Consider the following 17,814-nt stretch of genomic DNA (forward strand, 5'->3'; position numbering starts at 1 on the left):
AAGGATTATTCCTTGTGCTCGGACCAGGTCTCGACCGAGGCGCGGAAGTCGTTCAGCGAGGTCAGGACGCGGGCGAAGGTCTCGTCCGCCTCGGCCTGCTCGGCCATCACTTCGTTGGTGGCTTCCTCGAAGGCGGCCAGAACTTCCGGCGGGAAGGTCTTGATCTGGGTGCCGGCCTCTTCGAACTGCTGGATCGCGGCGGCGTTGCCCGGCGCGGTCGAAGTCAGCGACCAGATGTTGGTTTCCTTGCAGACCTCTTCGATCTGACCCTGCTGGGCCGGGGTCATGCTGTCCCACTTGGCCTTGTTGATGATCAGTTCATTGAAGGCGGCGGGCTGGTGCCAGCCGGGCAGGTAGTAGTAGTCGGCGACCTTTTCAAAGCCCATGGCCACGTCGATGGCGGGCATCGAGAATTCGGTGCCGTCGATCACGCCGCGTTCCAGGTTCGGGTAGATGTCGCCACCGGCCAGCAGCACGATGGAGGCGCCCATCTTCTTCATCACTTCGCCTGCCAGACCGGCAAAGCGGATCTTCTTGCCTTGCAGGGCGTCGGTGCTGTCGATCTCGAAGGTGTACCAACCGCCGGCCTCGGCATCCATCACGCCGCAGGGCACGGTGACAACGCCCTGGGCCTCATAGATCTCGCGCCAGATCTCCAGGCCGCCGCCGTTGTAGATCCAGCCGATGTAGTCGATGGCATTGGGGCCGAAGGGCACGCCACCGAACAGTTGCACGGCGGGGAAGCGACCGGCGACGTAAAGGGGCGAGGTATAGCCCGCGTCCAGGGTGCCCTGCTGCACGGCGTCGAAGATTTGCAGCGACGGCACCAGCTTGCCCGCGCCGTAGAGGTCAACTTCCAGCGCGCCGCCGGAGATCTCGTTGATCGTGTCGGCGAAGTGCTGGGCGTTCTGGCCGGAGGCCGGCAGGGTCAGCGGCCAGGCCGATTGCACGTCGATCGACATGTCGGCAGCGGCGGCGGCGGAAGACAGCAGCGCGGCGCCCGCCAGGGCCCCTGCAACGCTGCGGGCGGTACGGGAAAGGAAGTTGGATTTGGTCATGGGTCCTTCGTCTCTGGCTGTGTGCGGGGAAGACCGCCCGGAAGCGGTTGGGGTAAATGAGTCCGAGGGCGCACTCCGGGCAAATAGAGGGCAAGGCTGTTTCCGGGGGAAACCGATCTTGCCCAATTAGATTGCGTGAATTTTCATGGTTTGCCTAAGATTGTGGCGAAATTGTGATAATTTTCACGCTTTTGATCACGCTTCGTGAGCAACTCCGCGAATCAAAAATCCGATGACTTCTCTAAGGAATTTGCCGCTGCAATGCAGCGTGCCCGAGGGGCCAGATTTCGAGGGCACGGGCGAATCGCATCGCAGGGGTGCGCGCCGTGAGAACCCATATTTAACACTCAATTTCAAAGCCTTAACGCGGTTGCGCCCAATTACGCGCGCCGCGGATATATCTCTAACTTGAGGTATTTCCGGCCCTCCAGAGGGCCATTTCGCCCCCCTGCACCCGGCGCCGGACCGCGATGTTAGCGCCCCAAATCGCCCCAATCCGCAGTCGCATGTTTTTTGTGCAAATTGATCTAAATCATTGTTTCTCAGGGTTCATATGCGCGTCACACAGCCCTTCAAACCCTGTCCCAGAGGCCCCCTGCAAAGGAAGTGGGTTCCGTCATCGGAAATTTACGGTAATTTTCACTTAACTTCCCTGAGTGAGCGATGATGACCGACACAGCCAACTCTATCGTGACCCGTCCCCTGGACCTCGGCCCCGAAAGCGGCCCGCGTGTCCTGGTGAAGGAATGCCTCGGGATCGAGGGGCTGACCACGCGCTGTGGCTCTGCTGCCTTCGCCGAGGCCCCCGCCGAGACCGCGCATTCCAACGTGGTGGACATCCTGCTGAAGGCGGGCGCCCATATCACCGGCACCGTCACCATGCACGAACTGGCCTTCGGGGTCACCGGGGTCAACGCCTTCGCGGGCACCGCCGTCAATCCCGGCTGGCCCGACCGGATCCCCGGCGGCTCCTCCTCCGGGTCCGCTGCCGCCGTGGCTGCGGGGCTGTGCGATTTCGCCGTGGGCACCGATACCGGCGGCTCGATCCGTCAGCCCGCCTGCTGCTGCGGCGTCTTCGGGTTGAAACCCACCTTCGGCGCCATCGACCGGCGCGGGGCGATCCCGCGCGGTTCCTCGCTGGACGTGATCGGGCCCTTCGCGGCCACCGCACCGATGCTGACCAAGGCGGCGTCGATGATGCTGGCGGGCTTTGCGCCCGAGACCATCGAGACCCCGCGCCTGGGCCGCGTCGCCCTGCCCGCCGAGGTCGAGGTGGCCCCCGAGATCACCGCCGCCACCGATGCGGCACTGGCGGGCCTCGATCTGGCGACCTCGGCCCTGCCCTCTTTCGCCGACGCCTACCGCGCCGGTCTGACCGTGATCAACTACGAGCTGGCGGGCGAGTTCGGCCAGCTGGCCCGTTCGAACGCCACCCTGGGTGCCGACATCCAGGGCCGCGTGCGCGCCGCCCTGGCGGTGACCCCCGAGGACATGGCCGAGGCCGAAGAGATCCGCGCCCGTTTCACCGCCGAGGTGGACGCCGCGCTGGAGGGGCTGGACGCGCTGGTGCTGCCCACCATGCCGACCGTGCCCCCCACCCTGGACCGCGCCACCGATCCCCGCGCGCTGATCCCGCTCACGCTTCTGGTGCGCCCGTTCAACCTGTCGGGCCACCCCGCCATCACCCTGCCGATCCGCACCGCGGACGGGCTTCCCGCCGGTCTGCAACTGGTCGCCCGCAAGGGCGCCGAGGCGCGCCTGTGCGCGCTGGCCGAATGCCTTGCCGATCGCTGCACCCCCGCCGACACCTCGAAGGAAACGCCATGAACAAACCCGACCCCACCCTGGGCAAGGCCGCCGAGCTGGCCGCGCTCTGCGAGGAGATCCGCGGCCGCCGGGCCGAGTTCGACACGCTGCGTCACATCCCCGACGACATCGTCGCGGGCTTCAAGAAGATCGGTGTCTACCGCGCCTTCGTCCCCACCCGTCTGGGCGGTGACAACATCGACCCGATGGCCTTCCTCGACCTGATCGAGACCCTGTCTGCCGCCGATCCGTCCGCCGGTTGGGTCGCCTCCTTCGGCGTGTCGTCGACCTATCTCGCGGCCCTGCCGCCCGAGACCTTCGACAATATCTATGGCGAGAACCCCGACACGGTCTTCGCAGGGGGCCTGTTCCCGCCGCAGCCCGCCTACCGCGTCGACGGTGGCCTTGAGGTCTCGGGGCGCTGGTCCTGGTGCTCTGGCTCGATGGGCGCCGACCTGCTGGGCGGCGGCATCAAGATCGAAGGCGACGAGACGCCCCTGCCCCGCACCGCCGTCATGCCCAAGGCCAAGGTCACCATCGACGAGACCTGGCACACCATCGGCCTGAAGGGCACCGGCAGCCACGATCTGGTGGCCGACAAGGTGATCGTCCCCGAAGAGTGGACCTTTATCCGCGGCTCGAAGTCGCAGATGGACGATGCGATCTTCCGCTACCCCGCCATGGCGCTGGCCGCCCAGGTGCTGGCCGTGGTGGCCCTGGGCGCCGCCCGCGAGGCGCTGGACTTCATCAAGTCCGACGCCGCGCAGCGCGCCTCGATCACCGGCGCCCCGAACCCCGGCGCCCGTCCCTATGTGCAGGCCCACCTGGCCCGCGCCGAGGGCACGCTCGCTGGCGCCCGCGCCCAGTTCTACGACGCCACCGCCAAGGCCTGGGAAGAGCTGCAACACAACGACGAGGTCTCGCCCGAGACAAAGGTGCAGCTGCGCCTGGCCTCGACCGTGGCCGCCCATGACGGCGCCGAAGTGGCGCGCGAAGCCTTCCTGATGGGCGGCGCGGGCACCATGATGCAGGGCCACCCCCTGGGCCGGATGATGATCGACGCGGCCTGCGTCGCCCAGCACGCCTTCATGGGTGAAGGCACCTGGACCGCCGCGGGCGCCGCCATGTTCGGCGAGAAGACCCCCCCGGGCTTTCCCTGATCCCAAGACACCGCCGGGCCCGCGTGGCCCGGCCCCCGAAAGACCAAGAAACCCACCGACAGGAGCCACCCCATGAGCGACGCCAAACTGCGCACTCTTCTTTGCTTCAACAACCACGGCACCTTCTTCTCGCTGCCCTTCGACCAGATCGGCCCGGTCTGGAAAGCCACGCAGGAACTGATGTCCGGCATCGCCAAGCTGGACGGCGTGGAAATCGTCGGCACCTTCGACGATGACCAGACCCTGGTCGGCGCCACCCAAGGCTTCCCCTACACCTGGTACATCATGGCCGACTTCCCGAACCGCGACAGCGTTCAGGCCGCCTGCAACCTGCTGCGCACCATCGTGGTGGGCGAAGGCAACGACCGGCTGTGGAAGTACATGACCGTCGAGGCCCGCATGGGCCGCGCCCTGGAGATCCCCGACCTGTGAGCGATCTGACCGAAATCCAAGGCGAGATCCTGGCCCGGCTCGACCGGCTGGAGGCCGAAAGCGCCTGCCGCCGCTGCCTGTCCGACTACATGGACATCTGCGACCGGCTGGACGGCGACACCGACCTCGACGCCCTGGGCGCCCTCTTCACCGAAGGGGCGATCTGGGGCGGCGCGGGCGACCGCTATGCCAAGGATTTCGGCGCCCACCACGGACGGGCGGCGATCATCGCCTGGCTGGGGCAGTTCTGTACCACGCCGCCGCATTTCGCGATGAACGCGCATTTCCTCTCGTCCGAGGCGATCACCCACAACGGTGACGGCACCGTCACCGGCCGCTGGCTGATGCTGCAAACGCCGACCTTCCACGACGGGCAAAGCTTCCTGATGGCTGCCCGGCTGGAGATCGACTTTGCCCAAGAGGCCGGCGCCTGGCGGATGCACCGCTTCTCCACCCGCAATCTTTACGCGCGTCCGGTCGGTGACTGGAACGCGCCCGCCCAGATCCCGGCCCCCGCGGCCGCCAAGCAATAAGGAAATCGAGATGTCTCTGGATGAATTTCCCAGCGGTCCCAAGACCGACGACCTGATGAAAGGCGACCGCGTCGCCACCCCGATGTACGAAGATCCCGCCCTGTTCGATGTCGAGATGGAAAAGATCTTCGGCAAGTGCTGGGTCTGGGTGGCCCATGAATCCGAAGTGCCCGGCAAGGGCAACTTCGTGCTCAGCTGGGTCGGCACCCAGCCGGTGATCGTCTCGCGCGATCGCAAGGGCGAAATCCACGTCCTGGTCAACCGCTGCCGCCACCGCGCCGCCACGGTCTGCGAGATCAAGAAGGGCAAGACCTCGTCCTTCCAGTGCCCCTACCACGGCTGGGGTTACGCGCTGAACGGCGACCTGCGCGCCATTCCCTACTCCGAGGGCTACAGCGACGACTTCAAGAAGGAGAACTTCGGCCTGAAGAAACTGCGGGTCGAGACCTTCGAAGGCATGGTCTTTGCCACCTTCAACCACGACGCCGAACCGCTGGAAGATTTCCTGGGCAATGCCAAGCCCTGGATCAAACTGTTCATGAAGCAGGGCGGCGGTTTCCCCGTCAAAACCCTGGGCGAGCATCAGTTCAAGGTGCCGATGAACTGGAAGGTGCAGCTGGAAAACACCACCGACGCCTACCACTTCCCCATCGTGCACAAGTCCTTCCTGCAATCGCTGGACGGCGAGGCCACCGAGACCTTCTCCTTCATGGATGACGACGACGGCTACGTCGAAGACCTGGGCAACGGCCACTCGGTCATGGTGATGATGCCCGAGCTGATCGACCTGGACGAGAACCTGGACGCGCCGATCCCCGAGCGGTTCAAGGAACTGGCGGCCGAGCTGGCCGAACAGGGCTATGAAGACGAGAAGGTGCGCCGCATCGTCCGTGCCGTGGGCGGCTGCGGGTTCAACCTGAACCTCTTCCCGAACGCCGGCTGCTCGCTGTCCTTCTTCCGCATCCTGCGCCCTGTCTCGGTGAACGAGACCGAGATCCGCCACATCGCCCTGGGCATGGAGGGTGGCCCCGAGGCCGCCAACCAGATGCGGATGCGCCTGCACGAGCACTTCCAGGGCCCGATGGGCTTTGGCTCGCCCGATGACGCCGAGGTCTGGGAACGCGTGCAGCGCGGGTCTGCCGGGGCGGGCGACGTGGACGTGATGGTCAACCGTGGCCTGGGTCTGGAAAAGGAAGGCGCGAACGGCCTGCCGATCGGTGACATCTCGGCCGAGACCGGGATGCGCTCTGCCTACAAACAGTGGAAGAAGGTGATGGACCAATGAAAGACATGGCCGCAACCGACGTGAAACTTCAGGACATCGCCGAATTCCTGTGGATGGAAGCCGACCTGCTGGACCGGCGCGATTACGACACCTGGCTGAACCTGTGGACCGAGGAAGGCTTCTACGTCATCCCCGTCGACAAGGAAGGCGACGATTTCGCCAACCGCCTGAACATCGCCTATGACGACGCGAAGATGCGCAAGATGCGCGTCGAGCGCTTCCAGGCGGGCTTCTCGATCTCCTCGGCCCCGCCCGCCGACAGCGTGCGCACCCTGTCGCGCTTCGTCATCGAGGGCGCCGAGGGAGACACCGTCACCGTGCGGGCCGCCCAGCACGTGATCGAGGACAAGTTCGGCCGCCAGCGCATGTTCGCCGCCAATGTCACCTGGAAACTGAAGGTGACCGAGGACGGCTTCATGATCCGCGACAAGGTCATCCGCCTGCTGAACTCTGATGGGGTGCTGACGTCGATCAGCTATCTGTTCTGATGTCGAAACCGCTTCCCCTCGACACTCAGACTGCCGTCATCACCGGCGCCGGAAACGGCGTCGGAGCGGCCATCACCCGTGCCCTCCACGCCGCAGGCTACCGGGTCATCATCACAGATGTGGATGCTGACGCGACCTACAAGCTGGCCGAAGAACTGGACCTTGCTTCCGAGATGGCCCTGACCGCCACCCTGGACGTGTCCAAGCCCGAAGACTTCCAGACCGTCCTCGACAAGGTCGTGGATCGCTGGGGGTCGGTCGAGGTGCTGGTGAACAACGCCGCCGTGACCCGCGCGCAACCGCTGATGGAGATCGACCCCGCCGCCTTCAACGAGGTGATGGCGATCAACGCGGGCGGCGTCTTTGCCGGTTCGCAGATTTTCGGACGGCATTTCATCCAGCGCGGCTATGGCCGGATCATCAACATGGCCTCGCTTGCGGGCCAGAACGGTGGCACCACCACGGGGGCGCATTACGCCGCCTCCAAGGGCGCGATCATGACCCTGACCAAGGTCTTCGCCCGTGACCTGGCCCAGTACGGCATCACCTGCAACTGCATCTCGCCCGGTCCCATGGACAGCCCGATGGTGCACGAACTGGTGGGCGAGAACATGCCCCAGATGCTGAAGAACATCCCCGTCGGCCAGCTGGGCGATCCCGCCTTCGTTGGTCAGCTTGTCACCATGCTTGCCGGTCCCGAGGCTGCCTTCGTCAATGGCGCCTGCTGGGATTACAACGGCGGCCTTTACATGCGCTGAGGGAGACATGAAGGACATGAGCGATACCAACACCATGATCCTGACGGTCGCCGAGCGTTTCGACGACCGCGGCGACATCATGCAACTGACCCTGAAGGGCGACGGTCCGCTGCCGCCCTTCACCGCGGGCGCCCATATCGACCTGCTGGTCGAGACCCCCGAGGGCCCGCTGTGGCGCCAGTATTCGCTGGCCGGCAACCCCGCCGACCGCGACTGCTACAAGCTGGGCATCCTGAAGGATCCCGAAAGCCGCGGCGGCTCGGTCGCGTTGCACCAGCTGGTGAAGACCGGCGAAAAGCTGCATGTGGAAGGCCCGCGCAACCACTTCCCCCTGGCCGCGGATGCCACCAACACCGTGCTTTTCGGCGGCGGGATCGGCGTGACGCCGATGCTGGCCATGGCCTGGGAGCTGCACGACCGCGACGCGCCCTTCACCCTGCATTACGCCACCCGCTCGGCCGAGCGGACGGCCTTCCTCGAACAGATCGAAAGCCTGCCCTTCCGCGCCAATATCGTGCTGCATCACGATGACGCAAAAGGCGCCGAACCGCTGGATCTGGCCCGCGATCTGCCCAAGGCAGAGGCAGGCACACACATCTATGTCTGCGGCCCCCAGGGCTTCATGGACTGGGTGATTGGAGAGGCCGAAAAGGCAGGCTATCCCGGAAAGCAGATCCACCGCGAATATTTCTCGGCGGATGTCGATTCCAGCGGAGAAAGCTTCGAGGTGTACTGCGAGCAGTCGGATCTGACGGTCACCGTGGGCCCCGACGAAACCATCGCCAAGGTCCTGGCCCGCGAGGGTCTGAAGATCGAGGTGAAATGCGAGGAAGGCATCTGCGGCACCTGTCTGACCGACGTGCTGGAGGGCGAGATCGACCACCGCGACCAGTTCCTGACCGAAGAGGAACGCGAAGACGGCGACCAGATCTGCTGCTGCTGCTCGCGCGCCAAGGGCCGCCTGGTCCTGGACATCTGACAGAGGACGCGCCCATGGAAATCAAGGACCTCTTTCGCGAAGGCATGAGCCGCCTCGGCGCCGCCGTCACGGTTCTGACCACCGATGGCCCCGCAGGCCGTCACGGCATGACCGCCTCGGCGGTCTGCTCTGTCACCGACACGCCGCCCACCCTCCTGGTCTGCGTGAACCGGAACAACCGCAGCCACGACATGTTCGCCGAGAACGGCACGCTCTGCGTCAATGTGCTGGGTCCCCAGCACCAGGACCTGTCGGGCATCTTTGCCCGGGCCGGCACCGACGAACGTTTCGCCGACAGCGGCTGGACCACACATGCCACCGGCGCGCCCGTCCTCACCGACGCGCTGGCGGCCTTCGACTGCCGGATCACCGGCCGGTCCGAGGTCGGCACCCATTCGGTCTTCTTCTGTGAAGTCGAAGAGATCGCGCTGAACGAGGGGGACCGGTCCGGCCTCATCTGGTTCGGTCGCGATTTTCACCACCTGCGCGCGGCGAGCTGATCGCCGCGGGCCACTACCATCCGGGCCAACCCGGGACCATGACCCGTAAAACCAACAGGGAAACGCCAACAATGAAACATTTTCTTGCCGCTACCGCCCTCGGCCTGTCGATGGCCGGTGCCGCCGCTGCCGACACCGTCCTGACCGTCGCCAACTGGCTGCCGCCCTCGCACCCGCTGGTCTCTGAAGTCGTCGTGCCGATGACCGAGCAGATCGCAGAAGCCACCGGCGGCTCGGTTACCGCCAACATCCTGCCCGCCCCCCTGGGCCCGCCGCCCGCCCACTTCGACTTTGCCGTCAACGGCGTGGCCGACATCACCTTCGGCGTGCAGGGCTACAGCGCCGGTCGCTTCAAGACCACCAACCTGGGCGAGCTGCCCTTCCTGGGCGACAGCTCGGAAGCGACCTCGGTCGCCTACTGGCGCACCTGGGAACAGTACCTGAAGCCCGCCGGTGAATATGACGGCGTCAAGGTCCTGGCCGTCTTCACCCACGGCCCCGGCGAGATCTTCGTCAAAGAGGGCGACGCCACCGACCCGGCCTTCCTGGAAGGCAAGAAGCTGCGCGTCGGCGGCGGCTTCGTGCATGAGATCGCCACCGGCCTGGGCGCCGTGCCGGTCGAGGGCCCCTCGTCCAAGGCCTATGAGCTGCTGTCCCAGGGCGTGGCCGACGGCATCCTCTTCCCCTACGAGTCGGTCGACTTCTTCGGCCTGATCCCGCAGCTGTCGGTGGGTGTTTCCGTGCCCGGCGGTCTGTATAACACCTCGTTCTTCATCGTGATGAACCAGGCCAAGTGGGACAGCCTGACGCCCGAGCAGCAGGAACAGATCGACAGCGTCACCGGCGAGGCCCTGGCCCGCATGGCCGGTCAGATGTGGGATCGCGTCGACGCCAAGGGTCTGGCCAACATGGAAGGCAAGATCGAGGTGACGCCCGCCACCGAAGAGCAGATGACCGCCTGGACCGCCATGCTGGAGCCGCTGGTGGCCGAGAAGATGGAAGAAGTGGCCTCGACCGGCGTCGATGCCGAAGCGGCCTACGACTTCTTCAAGGCTGAAATCGCCAAGGAAATGGCGGCGGAATGAGGCCCACCACCTCGATCCACGCCTCCGAGGAGCCGGCAGCAGACATGCTGCCGGTTTCCCGGAACCCCTTCGATCTGCGCATGATCCTGGCCGTGCTGGGCGGGATCCTTCTGATGGTGTTGATGGGGATGACGGTGGTCGACGTGATCGGCCGCTACCTGTTCAACGCTCCCTTGCAGGGCGCGACCGAACTGACCGAACTGCTGCTGGCCGCCACGATCTTTCTTGGCCTGCCCGCAGTGTCGCTGGCCAATGAGCATGTGACCGTCGATCTGCTGACCGATCGTCTGCCCTTCCGCCTTCAGCCCTGGCGCCTGGCCGCCACCGGCCTGTTCTCGGCCGTGATCCTGGCCGTCGTCGCCTGGCGGATCTGGATCTATGCCGGACAGATCGGCGGCTATGGCGGCGTCACCACCTCTTTGCGCATCCCCATTGCCCCGCTGGGGTATTTCTGCGCCGTCTGCGCGGCCGCAGGCGCCCTCCTCTCTGTCGCGGTGCCGCTGGTTGACCTGGCGCGGCGGCTCAAGAACAGGACCTGACCCATGGAATACTGGCCCGTCGGCATGGCCGTCGTCAGCCTTTTGCTGCTGATCGGCGTGCCTATCTCCTTCGCCCTGGCGGGCGTTGGCCTGGTGGGGGTCGCCTCGATCATCGGCTGGACCCCCGCCTTCTCTCTGCTCGGCTCGACCTTCTTCGACAACGGGCGCGACTATTCGCTGTCCGTGCTGCCCCTCTTCCTGATGATGGGCAACTTCGTGGTGCAATCGGGCATCGCGGATGAGCTGTATAAATCCGCCTATGCCTGGCTGCGCCACCGCAAGGGCGGACTTGCCACCGCCACCGTGGTGGCCTGTGGCGCCTTCTCCTCGGTCTGTGGCTCGTCAATGGCCACGGCGGCCACCATGACCCGGATCGCCCTGCCCTCGATGCGCCGCTACGGCTATCCCGACCAGCTGTCCACCGCCTCGATCGCGGCGGGTGGCACCCTGGGCATCCTGATCCCGCCCTCGGTCATCCTGGTCTTCTACGGTATCATGACCCAGCAGGACATCGGCAAGCTGTTCATGGCCGGGCTGATCCCGGGCGTGATCGGCGTCATCGGCTATGCCATCGCCGTGCGGATCTCGATGAAGGTGCAGGGCCTGGATCTGCCCACCGAGGAAAAGCTGCCCCTGATCGACCGCATCAAGGCGCTGAAGGGCACCGCGGGCGCGCTGGTCCTCTTCGTCTTCGTGATGGGCGGGATCTATCTGGGCGTCTTCACCCCCACCGAAAGTGCGGGCATGGGCGCCGGGGGCGCGCTGCTGCTGGTGATCCTGTCGGGCAAGTTCAGCATCGACCGGATGATCTCGGTCCTCTTCGACACGATGAAGACCACCGCCATGATGTTCTTCATCCTCTTCGGGGCGCTGACCTTCACCAACTACGTGAACATGTCGGGCATGACCCGCGACATCCAGGACTTCCTGGGCCTGTTCGGCGGCACGCCGATGGTCACCATCCTGGTCATCCTGTGCATCTACCTGGTGCTGGGCTGCGTGCTGGAAAGCCTGTCGATGATCATGCTGACCGTGCCGGTCTTCTATCCCATTGCCGCCGCGCAGGGGATCGACCTGATCTGGTTCGGCATCTTCGTCGTGATGGTCACCGAGATCTCCTACATCACCCCGCCCATGGGCATGAACGCCTTCGTTCTGCGCTCGGTGGTGCCGGATGTGAAGCTGGGCACGATCTTCCGTGGCCTCTTCCCCTTCGTCGCCATGGACGTGGTCCGTGTGGCGCTGCTGACGGCGGTGCCGGGCCTGGTCCTGCTGCTGACCTGACGGAGACGAGATGATGAAGATTGCCATTATCGGCGCGGGCAATATCGGCACCGCCATGGCCGCGCTTATCTGCGGCTCGGACGCCCAGGTCACCGTGGTGGCCCGGGGTGCCCGGTTGCAGGCCATTGCCGACGACGGGCTGGCCCTGAACGACCGGGGCACGCGGCATGACGCGCGCCCCAAGGCCACCGAAGCCCTGAGCGAAGTGCAGGACGCGGTGTTCCTTTGCGTGAAATCCCAGCAGTTGGGCGCCGCGCTGGACACCAACCGCGCGGGCATCGGTCCCGAGACCCTGGTCATTCCCATGGTCAACGGGTTGCCCTTCTGGTTCTTCCTGCCGGACGCGCGGCCCGTGCCCCATACTGACCCCCAGGGCATCCTGGCCCGCCTGCTGCGCCCCGAACAGGTGCTGGGCGCGGTGCTCTTGATGACCGTCTCGATGGACGCGGCCGGCGTGGCGCAGTCGACCAACACCCCCACCCTGTCGCTGGCCCCCGTGGCCCCCGGCGCCGACGGGGCGAAGGTCGACGCGCTGATCCAGACGCTGAACGCGGGCGGCGTGGTCACCGATCTGTCCGAGGACATCCGCGCCAAGGTGCTGGTCAAGCTGATGGCCAATGTCACCACCAACCCGCTGTCGGCGCTGGTGGATTGCACCCTGGAAGAGATCGGCCAGCGCGACGATCTATGCGCCCTGGCCTTTGCGGTGGCGGACGAGTTCCGCGCCTGGGCCAAGGCCGACCTGGGCCGCGACCTGCCGCCCAACCCCTGGCTGCGCGACCTGCTGCTGGATGCGGGGCCCTTCGCCACCTCGATGCTGCAAGATGCCCGCGCGGGCCGCACCCTGGAGCTGGATGCGATCGCCCGTGCCGCCATGACCCTGGCCGAGGACCAAGGGCAGCCGATGCGCTGCCTCGCGGCCATCGTCCACGCCCTGGACACCGCCCCCTCGCTGCCGCTTTCGGGCGATGCGGCCGAGGCCGCCCTGTCCGACCTCACTCCCCTCACCTCCCTGGAAAGGACCCCGTGATGAACGACATGACGACTCCGAAGGACGGCCCGATGGACAAGATGACCGAGGCAGAGCTGCGCGTGCAGCTGGCCGATTTCTATCACCTGGTCAGCTACCTTGGCTGGACCGAACTGATCTTCAACCACATCTCGGTGCGCCTGCCCGGCGCCGAGCACGCCTATCTGGTCAACCCGATGGGCCTGCACTACGATGAGGTGACGCCCGAGAACCTGCTGGTGGTCGGCGTCGACGGCAAGCTGAAGCGCGACAGCGAGTACAAGCCCAACCCCGCCGGTTTCGCCTTGCACGGCGTGATCCACGAACACCGCCCCGACGTGGGCTGCGTGGTGCATACCCACACCACCCCGGTCTCCGCGATCACCATGAAGGGCTATGGCATCGACCATAACTCGTTCTACGGTGCGCAGCTTTACGGTCGGGTCGCCTATCACGCCTTCGAAGGGATCACGATCTACGACGAAGAGCGCGAGCGGATGCTGAACTCGCTGGGCGACAAGCATGTGCTGGTGCTGAAGAACCACGGTGTGGCCTGCATGGAGGCGGATATCCCGCTGACCTTCTTCCTGCTCTGGACCTTCCAGCGCGCCGCGGAAATTCAGTGCGCCGCCGCGGCCATCCCCGGCCCCGACAGCCAACTGCCGGAAGAGATCAAGCAGAAATGCGCAGCCGATGCGCAGCGCCTGAAGGACAGCGCCAGCTTCGCGACGCTGCTGTTTGACGCCATGGTCCGCAAGATGAAGCGCGAGCGCCCCGAGTTCGCCTGACCCGGCGTCCAAGGCCTGAAACAGAAACGCCCGGAGCTTCACGCTCCGGGCGTTTTGCCGTTCTGGCCCGCCGTCCGCCCCCACCTGTGGGCCCTGCCGCAGGAGGCGACGTTGCGTGATCGGCAAGTGGCCGCCGAAAACATCGCCACAACCGGCGGCCAAACGGCGGCGCTGTGTCGCATCAGCGCCTGTTCGGTTTCCGCTCTCGACTCTGCCGCGCGCCCTGTGCTTACCACAGAGAAAGGACCGCGACAGAAAGCCCTCTGCCATGGATACGACCCTGCTGACCCTGACCCTGAACGGGGCGCTTCTGGCGCTGGCTGCGCCGGTCATGCTGTCCGGTCTGACCAGTTCGGGCAGCGCGGGCACGGCGCGTCAACCTGCGGAAGACGCCAGGGCGCCGGTGGTCCATCACAACCGTGGCGAGGGGGATCTGCGCGCCTCGGACGGCGCGGACCCCGCCGACTGGCTGGGGGCGGCGGTGCTGTCGCTGCGCCGGTTGAAGCAAAGCCCGCCCGCCGATGGCGCCCCCGACCTGGCCCCGGCCCTGGCCTATCTCTCGGCGGCCCAGAGCCTGGGGCCGATGCGCGCCGAGCTGGCCCAGGCCCGCGAGCTTCATGCCACGTGCCAGGACGCGCTGGCCCAGGCCGCCGACTTGCTGGGGCTGGAAGGCGATATCGACCACTGGCCCGCCGAGCTGGCCGAGCTGCGCGCCGAGCTGGCCCGGGCAGAGGTGCAGCGGGGCACGCCCGATCATGCGGATTACCTTGAGACGCTGATTGATCTGGGCGCCGCCGAAACCGCCCTTCGGCGGTATCGCGACAGCCAGGCCCGCCTGGCCGAGGCCGAGCGGCAGGCCCGCGAGCTGACCCAGGCCTCGGGCGACGACGCGCTGCGCGTGGCCCTGGTCACCGCCGCCTCGGTCGCCGGATCCTGCGCCGCGTCCGCGCCGATCACGCCGGACCATCTGACCGGCGCCCATCTGGCCGACGCCCGCGCCCTGCTGCACGGCTGACAGCTGCCCGGCGCCCTGCCGAGACGTGGCTCAGCCCTCCGGGCGCGCTCAGTCCAGCTTGCGGTAGACCTTTTCCAGCAGCAGGTTCAGCACCATCTGCTCTTCCCGCGACAGATCCTCGAAGGCGGTGACGAAGACCTCGTCGGCGATGGCGCGCGCATTGCGGCGCATCTCGTGGCCCGCCGGCGTCAGCCGCACCTCGGTCACCCGGCCGTCACTGGGGCGCGGCCCGGTGGTGACCAGCCCCTGCAAGGTCATCCGCTGAATGATCTTGGTCGCCGTGTTGGGCTTGATGATGCAATAGCTCGAGATCTCGGAGATCGACAGCGCCTGATCCTCGTAAAGCGACATCAGCACCCGCCAATAGGCCACGTCCATGCCGATGGTCTTCAGCCGTCGTTCCATAACCTGCATGTAGCGGTTGGAGGTCTGGGTGATCCAGTAGAAGGGCCAATTGGCCTTGTTGAAGCCTGCCTCCTGCGGCGGGGGCACGGAACGGCTGTCGTCTGTCATTCGGTGTCTCTGTCTGGCCCGGGATCGGGGCGGTGTCCCAATGTCTAGCCTGCGTATGCCGCGACAGAAAGCCGCTTCTGGACCTGCCGCGCCGGCAAGGCGGCCAGAGCGGCGCAAGTGCCTAAGCGGTCAGCGCCCCCCGGGCGCGGCACGGGCGCCTTCCGCCGCATCGGCGGCCCGCAAGGCCCGGGGCCTAGCGCGCGATGACGATATCGGCCTGGAGCCCGCCCAGCCGGTCGCTTTCGCCCAGGCGCAGGACCCCGCCGTGGGCGCGCGCCGTGTCGACGGCGATCGACAGGCCCAGACCCACGCCCGGCCCCCGGTTCTGGTTGCGCGCGGTGTCCAGGCGGGTGAAAGGTTTCATCGCCTCTTCGCGCCGGTCGGCGGGAATGCCCGGCCCGTCATCTTCGACCCGGATGCGCAGGGCCTTGGGCGTCAGATCGACGCTGACCTCGGCGCGGGTGCCATAGCGCACGGCATTGCCGATCAGGTTCTCGACCGCGCGGCGGATGGCCAGGGGGCGCAGGGGCATCTCGCCCGCGCCCAGGGCCTCGACCAGGGTCACGTCCTGCCCGGCGCGGCCCGCGTCATGGACGATCTCGCGCAGCAGCTGGATCGGATCGACCCGGGTCTCGACCTCTTCGGCCGTGCCGCGGGCGAAGGACAGGAATTCGTCCAGCATCCGCTGCATGTCGTCGATGTCGCGCTCCAGCTCCTTGCGGTCGGCCTCGTCCAGCATCGACACCGCCAGACGCATCCGCGTCAGCGGCGTGCGCAGGTCGTGGCTGACCCCCGACAACAGCAGGGTGCGCTGTTCGATCTGCCGCTCGATCCGGGCGCGCATGTCGAGGAAGGCATGGCCCGCCGCACGCACCTCGACCGCGCCCGCAGGCCGGTAGGGCACATGGCGCCCGCGCCCGAAGGCCTCGGCCGCCTTGGCCATGCGGGTGATCGGGCGCAGCTGATTGCGCAGGTAGATGAAGGAAATCACCGTCATCAGAACCCCGAAGAACAGCATGTTCACAAGCAGTTGGTGCGGATTCGAGGCCGACAGCCGGGTGCGGTCGAAATCCAGCCGCAACAGCTCGTCCGCCGCGCCGGGCTGGGCCAGATAGACGCTGACGTCATGGTCATTGGGCAGATCCAGCAGGCGCAGCTGCGGCACCTCCTCGCGCAGGACCCGGCCGATCACCCGCCCCGACAGATCGAACCAGCGCAGCCGCCCGGCCTGAGGCACCTCGGAGACGGGCACCTGGGCCACCTGCATCTCCAGCACGGCGGCGGCGGCGCGCCCCTGGCCCTGGGCCGCCTCTTGCAGCACCAGGTTCACGTCGCGCCCGGCGCTGCGCGACATCTGCACGGTCACCCCTTCGAAATGGCGCTGGATGAAGACCACCGAGACCACCAGTTGCAGCGTGACCACCGGCAGCACCAGGATCAGCGCCGCGCGTCCATAAAGCCCCCGGGGCACATATCGTTTGAGCCAGTCGAAAAACATGCGCTACCCTAGCCCCCGCAAGACGAGAGGAAAAGCGACATGCAGGCAGCGGACACCTTTGCAGACGACGGGCTGGTGCCCGGCCAGGTGGTGACCCTGGCGCCCGGCATCCGCCGCCTTCTGGCGCCCAATCCCGGGCCCTTCACCGGGCCGGGCACCAACACCTACCTGCTGGGTCAGGGCGCCGAGATCGCCGTGATCGACCCCGGCCCCGAGGATCCCGCGCATCTACGCGCCATCCTGGCCGCCCTGGCGCCGGGGCAGCGGGTGTCGCATATCCTGGTCACCCATGCCCATCTGGATCATTCGCCGCTGTCCCGCGCCCTGGCGGCAGAGACCGGCGCGCCGGTGCTGGCCTATGGCCCCGCCCTCGCCGGACGCTCGGACGTCATGACCCGCCTGGCCCGCGCCGGAGAGCTGGGCGGTGGCGAGGGCACCGACCACGCCTTTGCCCCCGACCAGAGCCTGGCGGACGAGGCCTGGATCCAGGGCCCCGACTGGGCGCTTCAGGCGCTGTGGACGCCGGGGCATTTCGGCAATCACCTGTGTTTCGCCCTGGGCGACGTGATCTTTACCGGCGATCTGGTGATGGGCTGGTCCTCGTCGCTGGTCTCGCCCCCCGATGGCGACCTGACCGATTTCATGGCCTCTTGCCGGCGGCTGCGCGCCCGGCCCGCGCGGCTGTTCCTGCCGGGCCACGGCGCCCCGGTCGAGACGCCCGCCGCGCGGCTGGACTGGCTGATCGGGCACCGCGAGATGCGCGAGGCGCAGCTGATACAGGCCCTGGCCGCGGGCCCCGCCTCGGCACCCGCCCTGGCGGCGCGGGTCTATACCGATATCGCCCCTGCCCTGCTGCCCGCCGCCGCCCGCAACGTCCTGGCACATCTCATTGATCTGATGGGGAAATCCCAGGTCGCGCCCGAGGGAGATCTGCACGCCGAGACGGTTTTCCGGCGGCTTTGAGGCCAGCATTTCCCGGCTCTGGCAGGCCTCTGCGACGGGTCGGAAAAAAATCGCAAATTTCTGCCCGAATGCCTCTTGCCGACCCCAAATCGCATTGCTATACCCCGCCCACACCGCAGGG

At 66.7% G+C, this 17,814-nt stretch carries 19 protein-coding genes; 16 read left to right on the top strand and 3 right to left on the bottom strand.

The window, feature by feature from the left end; translation table 11 throughout:
• Positions 1-5: 5 nt before the first annotated feature.
• The gene (locus tag ACRARE_RS13375; RefSeq protein ID WP_432656946.1) at positions 6-1,058 is read right to left on the bottom strand and encodes a TRAP transporter substrate-binding protein; all 1,053 of its coding nucleotides are present in this window, start codon (positions 1,056-1,058) and stop codon (positions 6-8) included.
• A gap of 666 nt (positions 1,059-1,724) precedes the next feature.
• Between ACRARE_RS13375 and ACRARE_RS13380 the strand changes: the two genes are divergently transcribed.
• From ACRARE_RS13380 to ACRARE_RS13450, 15 genes are all read left to right on the top strand, one after another.
• Positions 1,725-2,885, top strand: a complete 1,161-nt coding sequence (locus ACRARE_RS13380) for an amidase (RefSeq protein ID WP_432656947.1) — start codon at positions 1,725-1,727, stop codon at positions 2,883-2,885.
• Positions 2,882-4,024, top strand: a complete 1,143-nt coding sequence (locus tag ACRARE_RS13385; RefSeq protein WP_432656948.1) for an acyl-CoA dehydrogenase family protein — start codon at positions 2,882-2,884, stop codon at positions 4,022-4,024. The genes ACRARE_RS13380 and ACRARE_RS13385 overlap by 4 nt, the downstream gene beginning before the upstream one ends.
• 72 nt (positions 4,025-4,096) lie before the next feature.
• Positions 4,097-4,456 (top strand): hypothetical protein, encoded by a 360-nt coding sequence (locus ACRARE_RS13390; RefSeq protein ID WP_432656949.1) that lies wholly within the window; start codon positions 4,097-4,099, stop codon positions 4,454-4,456.
• Positions 4,453-4,989 (top strand): nuclear transport factor 2 family protein, encoded by a 537-nt coding sequence (locus tag ACRARE_RS13395; RefSeq protein WP_432656950.1) that lies wholly within the window; start codon positions 4,453-4,455, stop codon positions 4,987-4,989. The genes ACRARE_RS13390 and ACRARE_RS13395 overlap by 4 nt, the downstream gene beginning before the upstream one ends.
• Before the next feature lie 10 nt (positions 4,990-4,999).
• Positions 5,000-6,274, top strand: coding sequence for an aromatic ring-hydroxylating oxygenase subunit alpha (locus ACRARE_RS13400; RefSeq protein ID WP_432656951.1), 1,275 nt, complete (start codon positions 5,000-5,002; stop codon positions 6,272-6,274).
• Positions 6,271-6,762, top strand: a complete 492-nt coding sequence (locus ACRARE_RS13405; RefSeq protein ID WP_432656952.1) for an aromatic-ring-hydroxylating dioxygenase subunit beta — start codon at positions 6,271-6,273, stop codon at positions 6,760-6,762. The genes ACRARE_RS13400 and ACRARE_RS13405 overlap by 4 nt, the downstream gene beginning before the upstream one ends.
• A complete protein-coding gene (locus tag ACRARE_RS13410; RefSeq protein WP_432656953.1) occupies positions 6,762-7,520 on the top strand; it encodes an SDR family NAD(P)-dependent oxidoreductase in 759 nt (252 codons plus the stop codon). Before ACRARE_RS13405 ends, ACRARE_RS13410 begins: the two co-directional genes overlap by 1 nt.
• 16 nt (positions 7,521-7,536) lie before the next feature.
• Positions 7,537-8,499: a PDR/VanB family oxidoreductase gene (locus ACRARE_RS13415; RefSeq protein ID WP_432656954.1), complete on the top strand. Its 963-nt coding sequence runs from the start codon at positions 7,537-7,539 to the stop codon at positions 8,497-8,499.
• Positions 8,500-8,513: 14 nt separating this feature from the next.
• Complete coding sequence (locus ACRARE_RS13420) at positions 8,514-8,999, top strand: flavin reductase (protein WP_432656955.1); 486 nt, start codon at positions 8,514-8,516, stop codon at positions 8,997-8,999.
• Positions 9,000-9,070: 71 nt separating this feature from the next.
• A complete protein-coding gene (locus ACRARE_RS13425) occupies positions 9,071-10,084 on the top strand; it encodes a TRAP transporter substrate-binding protein (protein ID WP_432656956.1) in 1,014 nt (337 codons plus the stop codon).
• A complete protein-coding gene (locus ACRARE_RS13430) occupies positions 10,081-10,623 on the top strand; it encodes a TRAP transporter small permease (RefSeq protein WP_432656957.1) in 543 nt (180 codons plus the stop codon). Before ACRARE_RS13425 ends, ACRARE_RS13430 begins: the two co-directional genes overlap by 4 nt.
• 3 nt (positions 10,624-10,626) lie before the next feature.
• The gene (locus tag ACRARE_RS13435; protein ID WP_432656958.1) at positions 10,627-11,907 is read left to right on the top strand and encodes a TRAP transporter large permease; all 1,281 of its coding nucleotides are present in this window, start codon (positions 10,627-10,629) and stop codon (positions 11,905-11,907) included.
• A gap of 13 nt (positions 11,908-11,920) precedes the next feature.
• Positions 11,921-12,937 (top strand): ketopantoate reductase family protein, encoded by a 1,017-nt coding sequence (locus tag ACRARE_RS13440; protein ID WP_432656959.1) that lies wholly within the window; start codon positions 11,921-11,923, stop codon positions 12,935-12,937.
• Positions 12,937-13,704, top strand: a complete 768-nt coding sequence (locus tag ACRARE_RS13445) for a class II aldolase/adducin family protein (RefSeq protein ID WP_432656960.1) — start codon at positions 12,937-12,939, stop codon at positions 13,702-13,704. The genes ACRARE_RS13440 and ACRARE_RS13445 overlap by 1 nt, the downstream gene beginning before the upstream one ends.
• A gap of 268 nt (positions 13,705-13,972) precedes the next feature.
• Positions 13,973-14,719, top strand: coding sequence for a hypothetical protein (locus ACRARE_RS13450; protein WP_432656961.1), 747 nt, complete (start codon positions 13,973-13,975; stop codon positions 14,717-14,719).
• 48 nt (positions 14,720-14,767) lie between these two features.
• Here the strand turns inward: ACRARE_RS13450 and ACRARE_RS13455 are convergent, their stop codons facing one another.
• Complete coding sequence (locus tag ACRARE_RS13455) at positions 14,768-15,232, bottom strand: MarR family winged helix-turn-helix transcriptional regulator (RefSeq protein WP_432656962.1); 465 nt, start codon at positions 15,230-15,232, stop codon at positions 14,768-14,770.
• 193 nt (positions 15,233-15,425) lie between these two features.
• Positions 15,426-16,730, bottom strand: a complete 1,305-nt coding sequence (locus tag ACRARE_RS13460) for an ATP-binding protein (protein ID WP_432656963.1) — start codon at positions 16,728-16,730, stop codon at positions 15,426-15,428.
• Positions 16,731-16,769: 39 nt separating this feature from the next.
• On the opposite strand from ACRARE_RS13460, the gene ACRARE_RS13465 reads away from it, so the two are divergent.
• A complete protein-coding gene (locus ACRARE_RS13465) occupies positions 16,770-17,693 on the top strand; it encodes an MBL fold metallo-hydrolase (RefSeq protein ID WP_432656964.1) in 924 nt (307 codons plus the stop codon).
• Positions 17,694-17,814: the final 121 nt, after the last annotated feature.

It is taken from the genome of Pseudooceanicola aquaeponti, from assembly GCF_050897975.1.
In the GTDB taxonomy this organism is placed as follows: domain Bacteria; phylum Pseudomonadota; class Alphaproteobacteria; order Rhodobacterales; family Rhodobacteraceae; genus Pseudooceanicola.

What these genes read in the sequence shown, in the direction of transcription:
- ACRARE_RS13435 (WP_432656958.1), top strand. Translation starts at nt 10,627, where the DNA reads ATGGAATACTGGCCCGTCGGCATGGCCGTCGTCAGCCTTTTGCTGCTG.
- ACRARE_RS13405 (WP_432656952.1), top strand. Translation starts at nt 6,271, where the DNA reads ATGAAAGACATGGCCGCAACCGACGTGAAACTTCAGGACATCGCCGAA.
- ACRARE_RS13415 (WP_432656954.1), top strand. Translation starts at nt 7,537, where the DNA reads ATGAGCGATACCAACACCATGATCCTGACGGTCGCCGAGCGTTTCGAC.
- ACRARE_RS13390 (WP_432656949.1), top strand. Translation starts at nt 4,097, where the DNA reads ATGAGCGACGCCAAACTGCGCACTCTTCTTTGCTTCAACAACCACGGC.
- ACRARE_RS13380 (WP_432656947.1), top strand. Translation starts at nt 1,725, where the DNA reads ATGACCGACACAGCCAACTCTATCGTGACCCGTCCCCTGGACCTCGGC.
- ACRARE_RS13430 (WP_432656957.1), top strand. Translation starts at nt 10,081, where the DNA reads ATGAGGCCCACCACCTCGATCCACGCCTCCGAGGAGCCGGCAGCAGAC.
- ACRARE_RS13455 (WP_432656962.1), bottom strand. Translation starts at nt 15,232, where the DNA reads ATGACAGACGACAGCCGTTCCGTGCCCCCGCCGCAGGAGGCAGGCTTC.
- ACRARE_RS13410 (WP_432656953.1), top strand. Translation starts at nt 6,762, where the DNA reads ATGTCGAAACCGCTTCCCCTCGACACTCAGACTGCCGTCATCACCGGC.
- ACRARE_RS13460 (WP_432656963.1), bottom strand. Translation starts at nt 16,730, where the DNA reads ATGTTTTTCGACTGGCTCAAACGATATGTGCCCCGGGGGCTTTATGGA.
- ACRARE_RS13375 (WP_432656946.1), bottom strand. Translation starts at nt 1,058, where the DNA reads ATGACCAAATCCAACTTCCTTTCCCGTACCGCCCGCAGCGTTGCAGGG.
- ACRARE_RS13420 (WP_432656955.1), top strand. Translation starts at nt 8,514, where the DNA reads ATGGAAATCAAGGACCTCTTTCGCGAAGGCATGAGCCGCCTCGGCGCC.
- ACRARE_RS13425 (WP_432656956.1), top strand. Translation starts at nt 9,071, where the DNA reads ATGAAACATTTTCTTGCCGCTACCGCCCTCGGCCTGTCGATGGCCGGT.
- ACRARE_RS13450 (WP_432656961.1), top strand. Translation starts at nt 13,973, where the DNA reads ATGGATACGACCCTGCTGACCCTGACCCTGAACGGGGCGCTTCTGGCG.
- ACRARE_RS13445 (WP_432656960.1), top strand. Translation starts at nt 12,937, where the DNA reads ATGAACGACATGACGACTCCGAAGGACGGCCCGATGGACAAGATGACC.
- ACRARE_RS13400 (WP_432656951.1), top strand. Translation starts at nt 5,000, where the DNA reads ATGTCTCTGGATGAATTTCCCAGCGGTCCCAAGACCGACGACCTGATG.
- ACRARE_RS13465 (WP_432656964.1), top strand. Translation starts at nt 16,770, where the DNA reads ATGCAGGCAGCGGACACCTTTGCAGACGACGGGCTGGTGCCCGGCCAG.
- ACRARE_RS13385 (WP_432656948.1), top strand. Translation starts at nt 2,882, where the DNA reads ATGAACAAACCCGACCCCACCCTGGGCAAGGCCGCCGAGCTGGCCGCG.
- ACRARE_RS13440 (WP_432656959.1), top strand. Translation starts at nt 11,921, where the DNA reads ATGAAGATTGCCATTATCGGCGCGGGCAATATCGGCACCGCCATGGCC.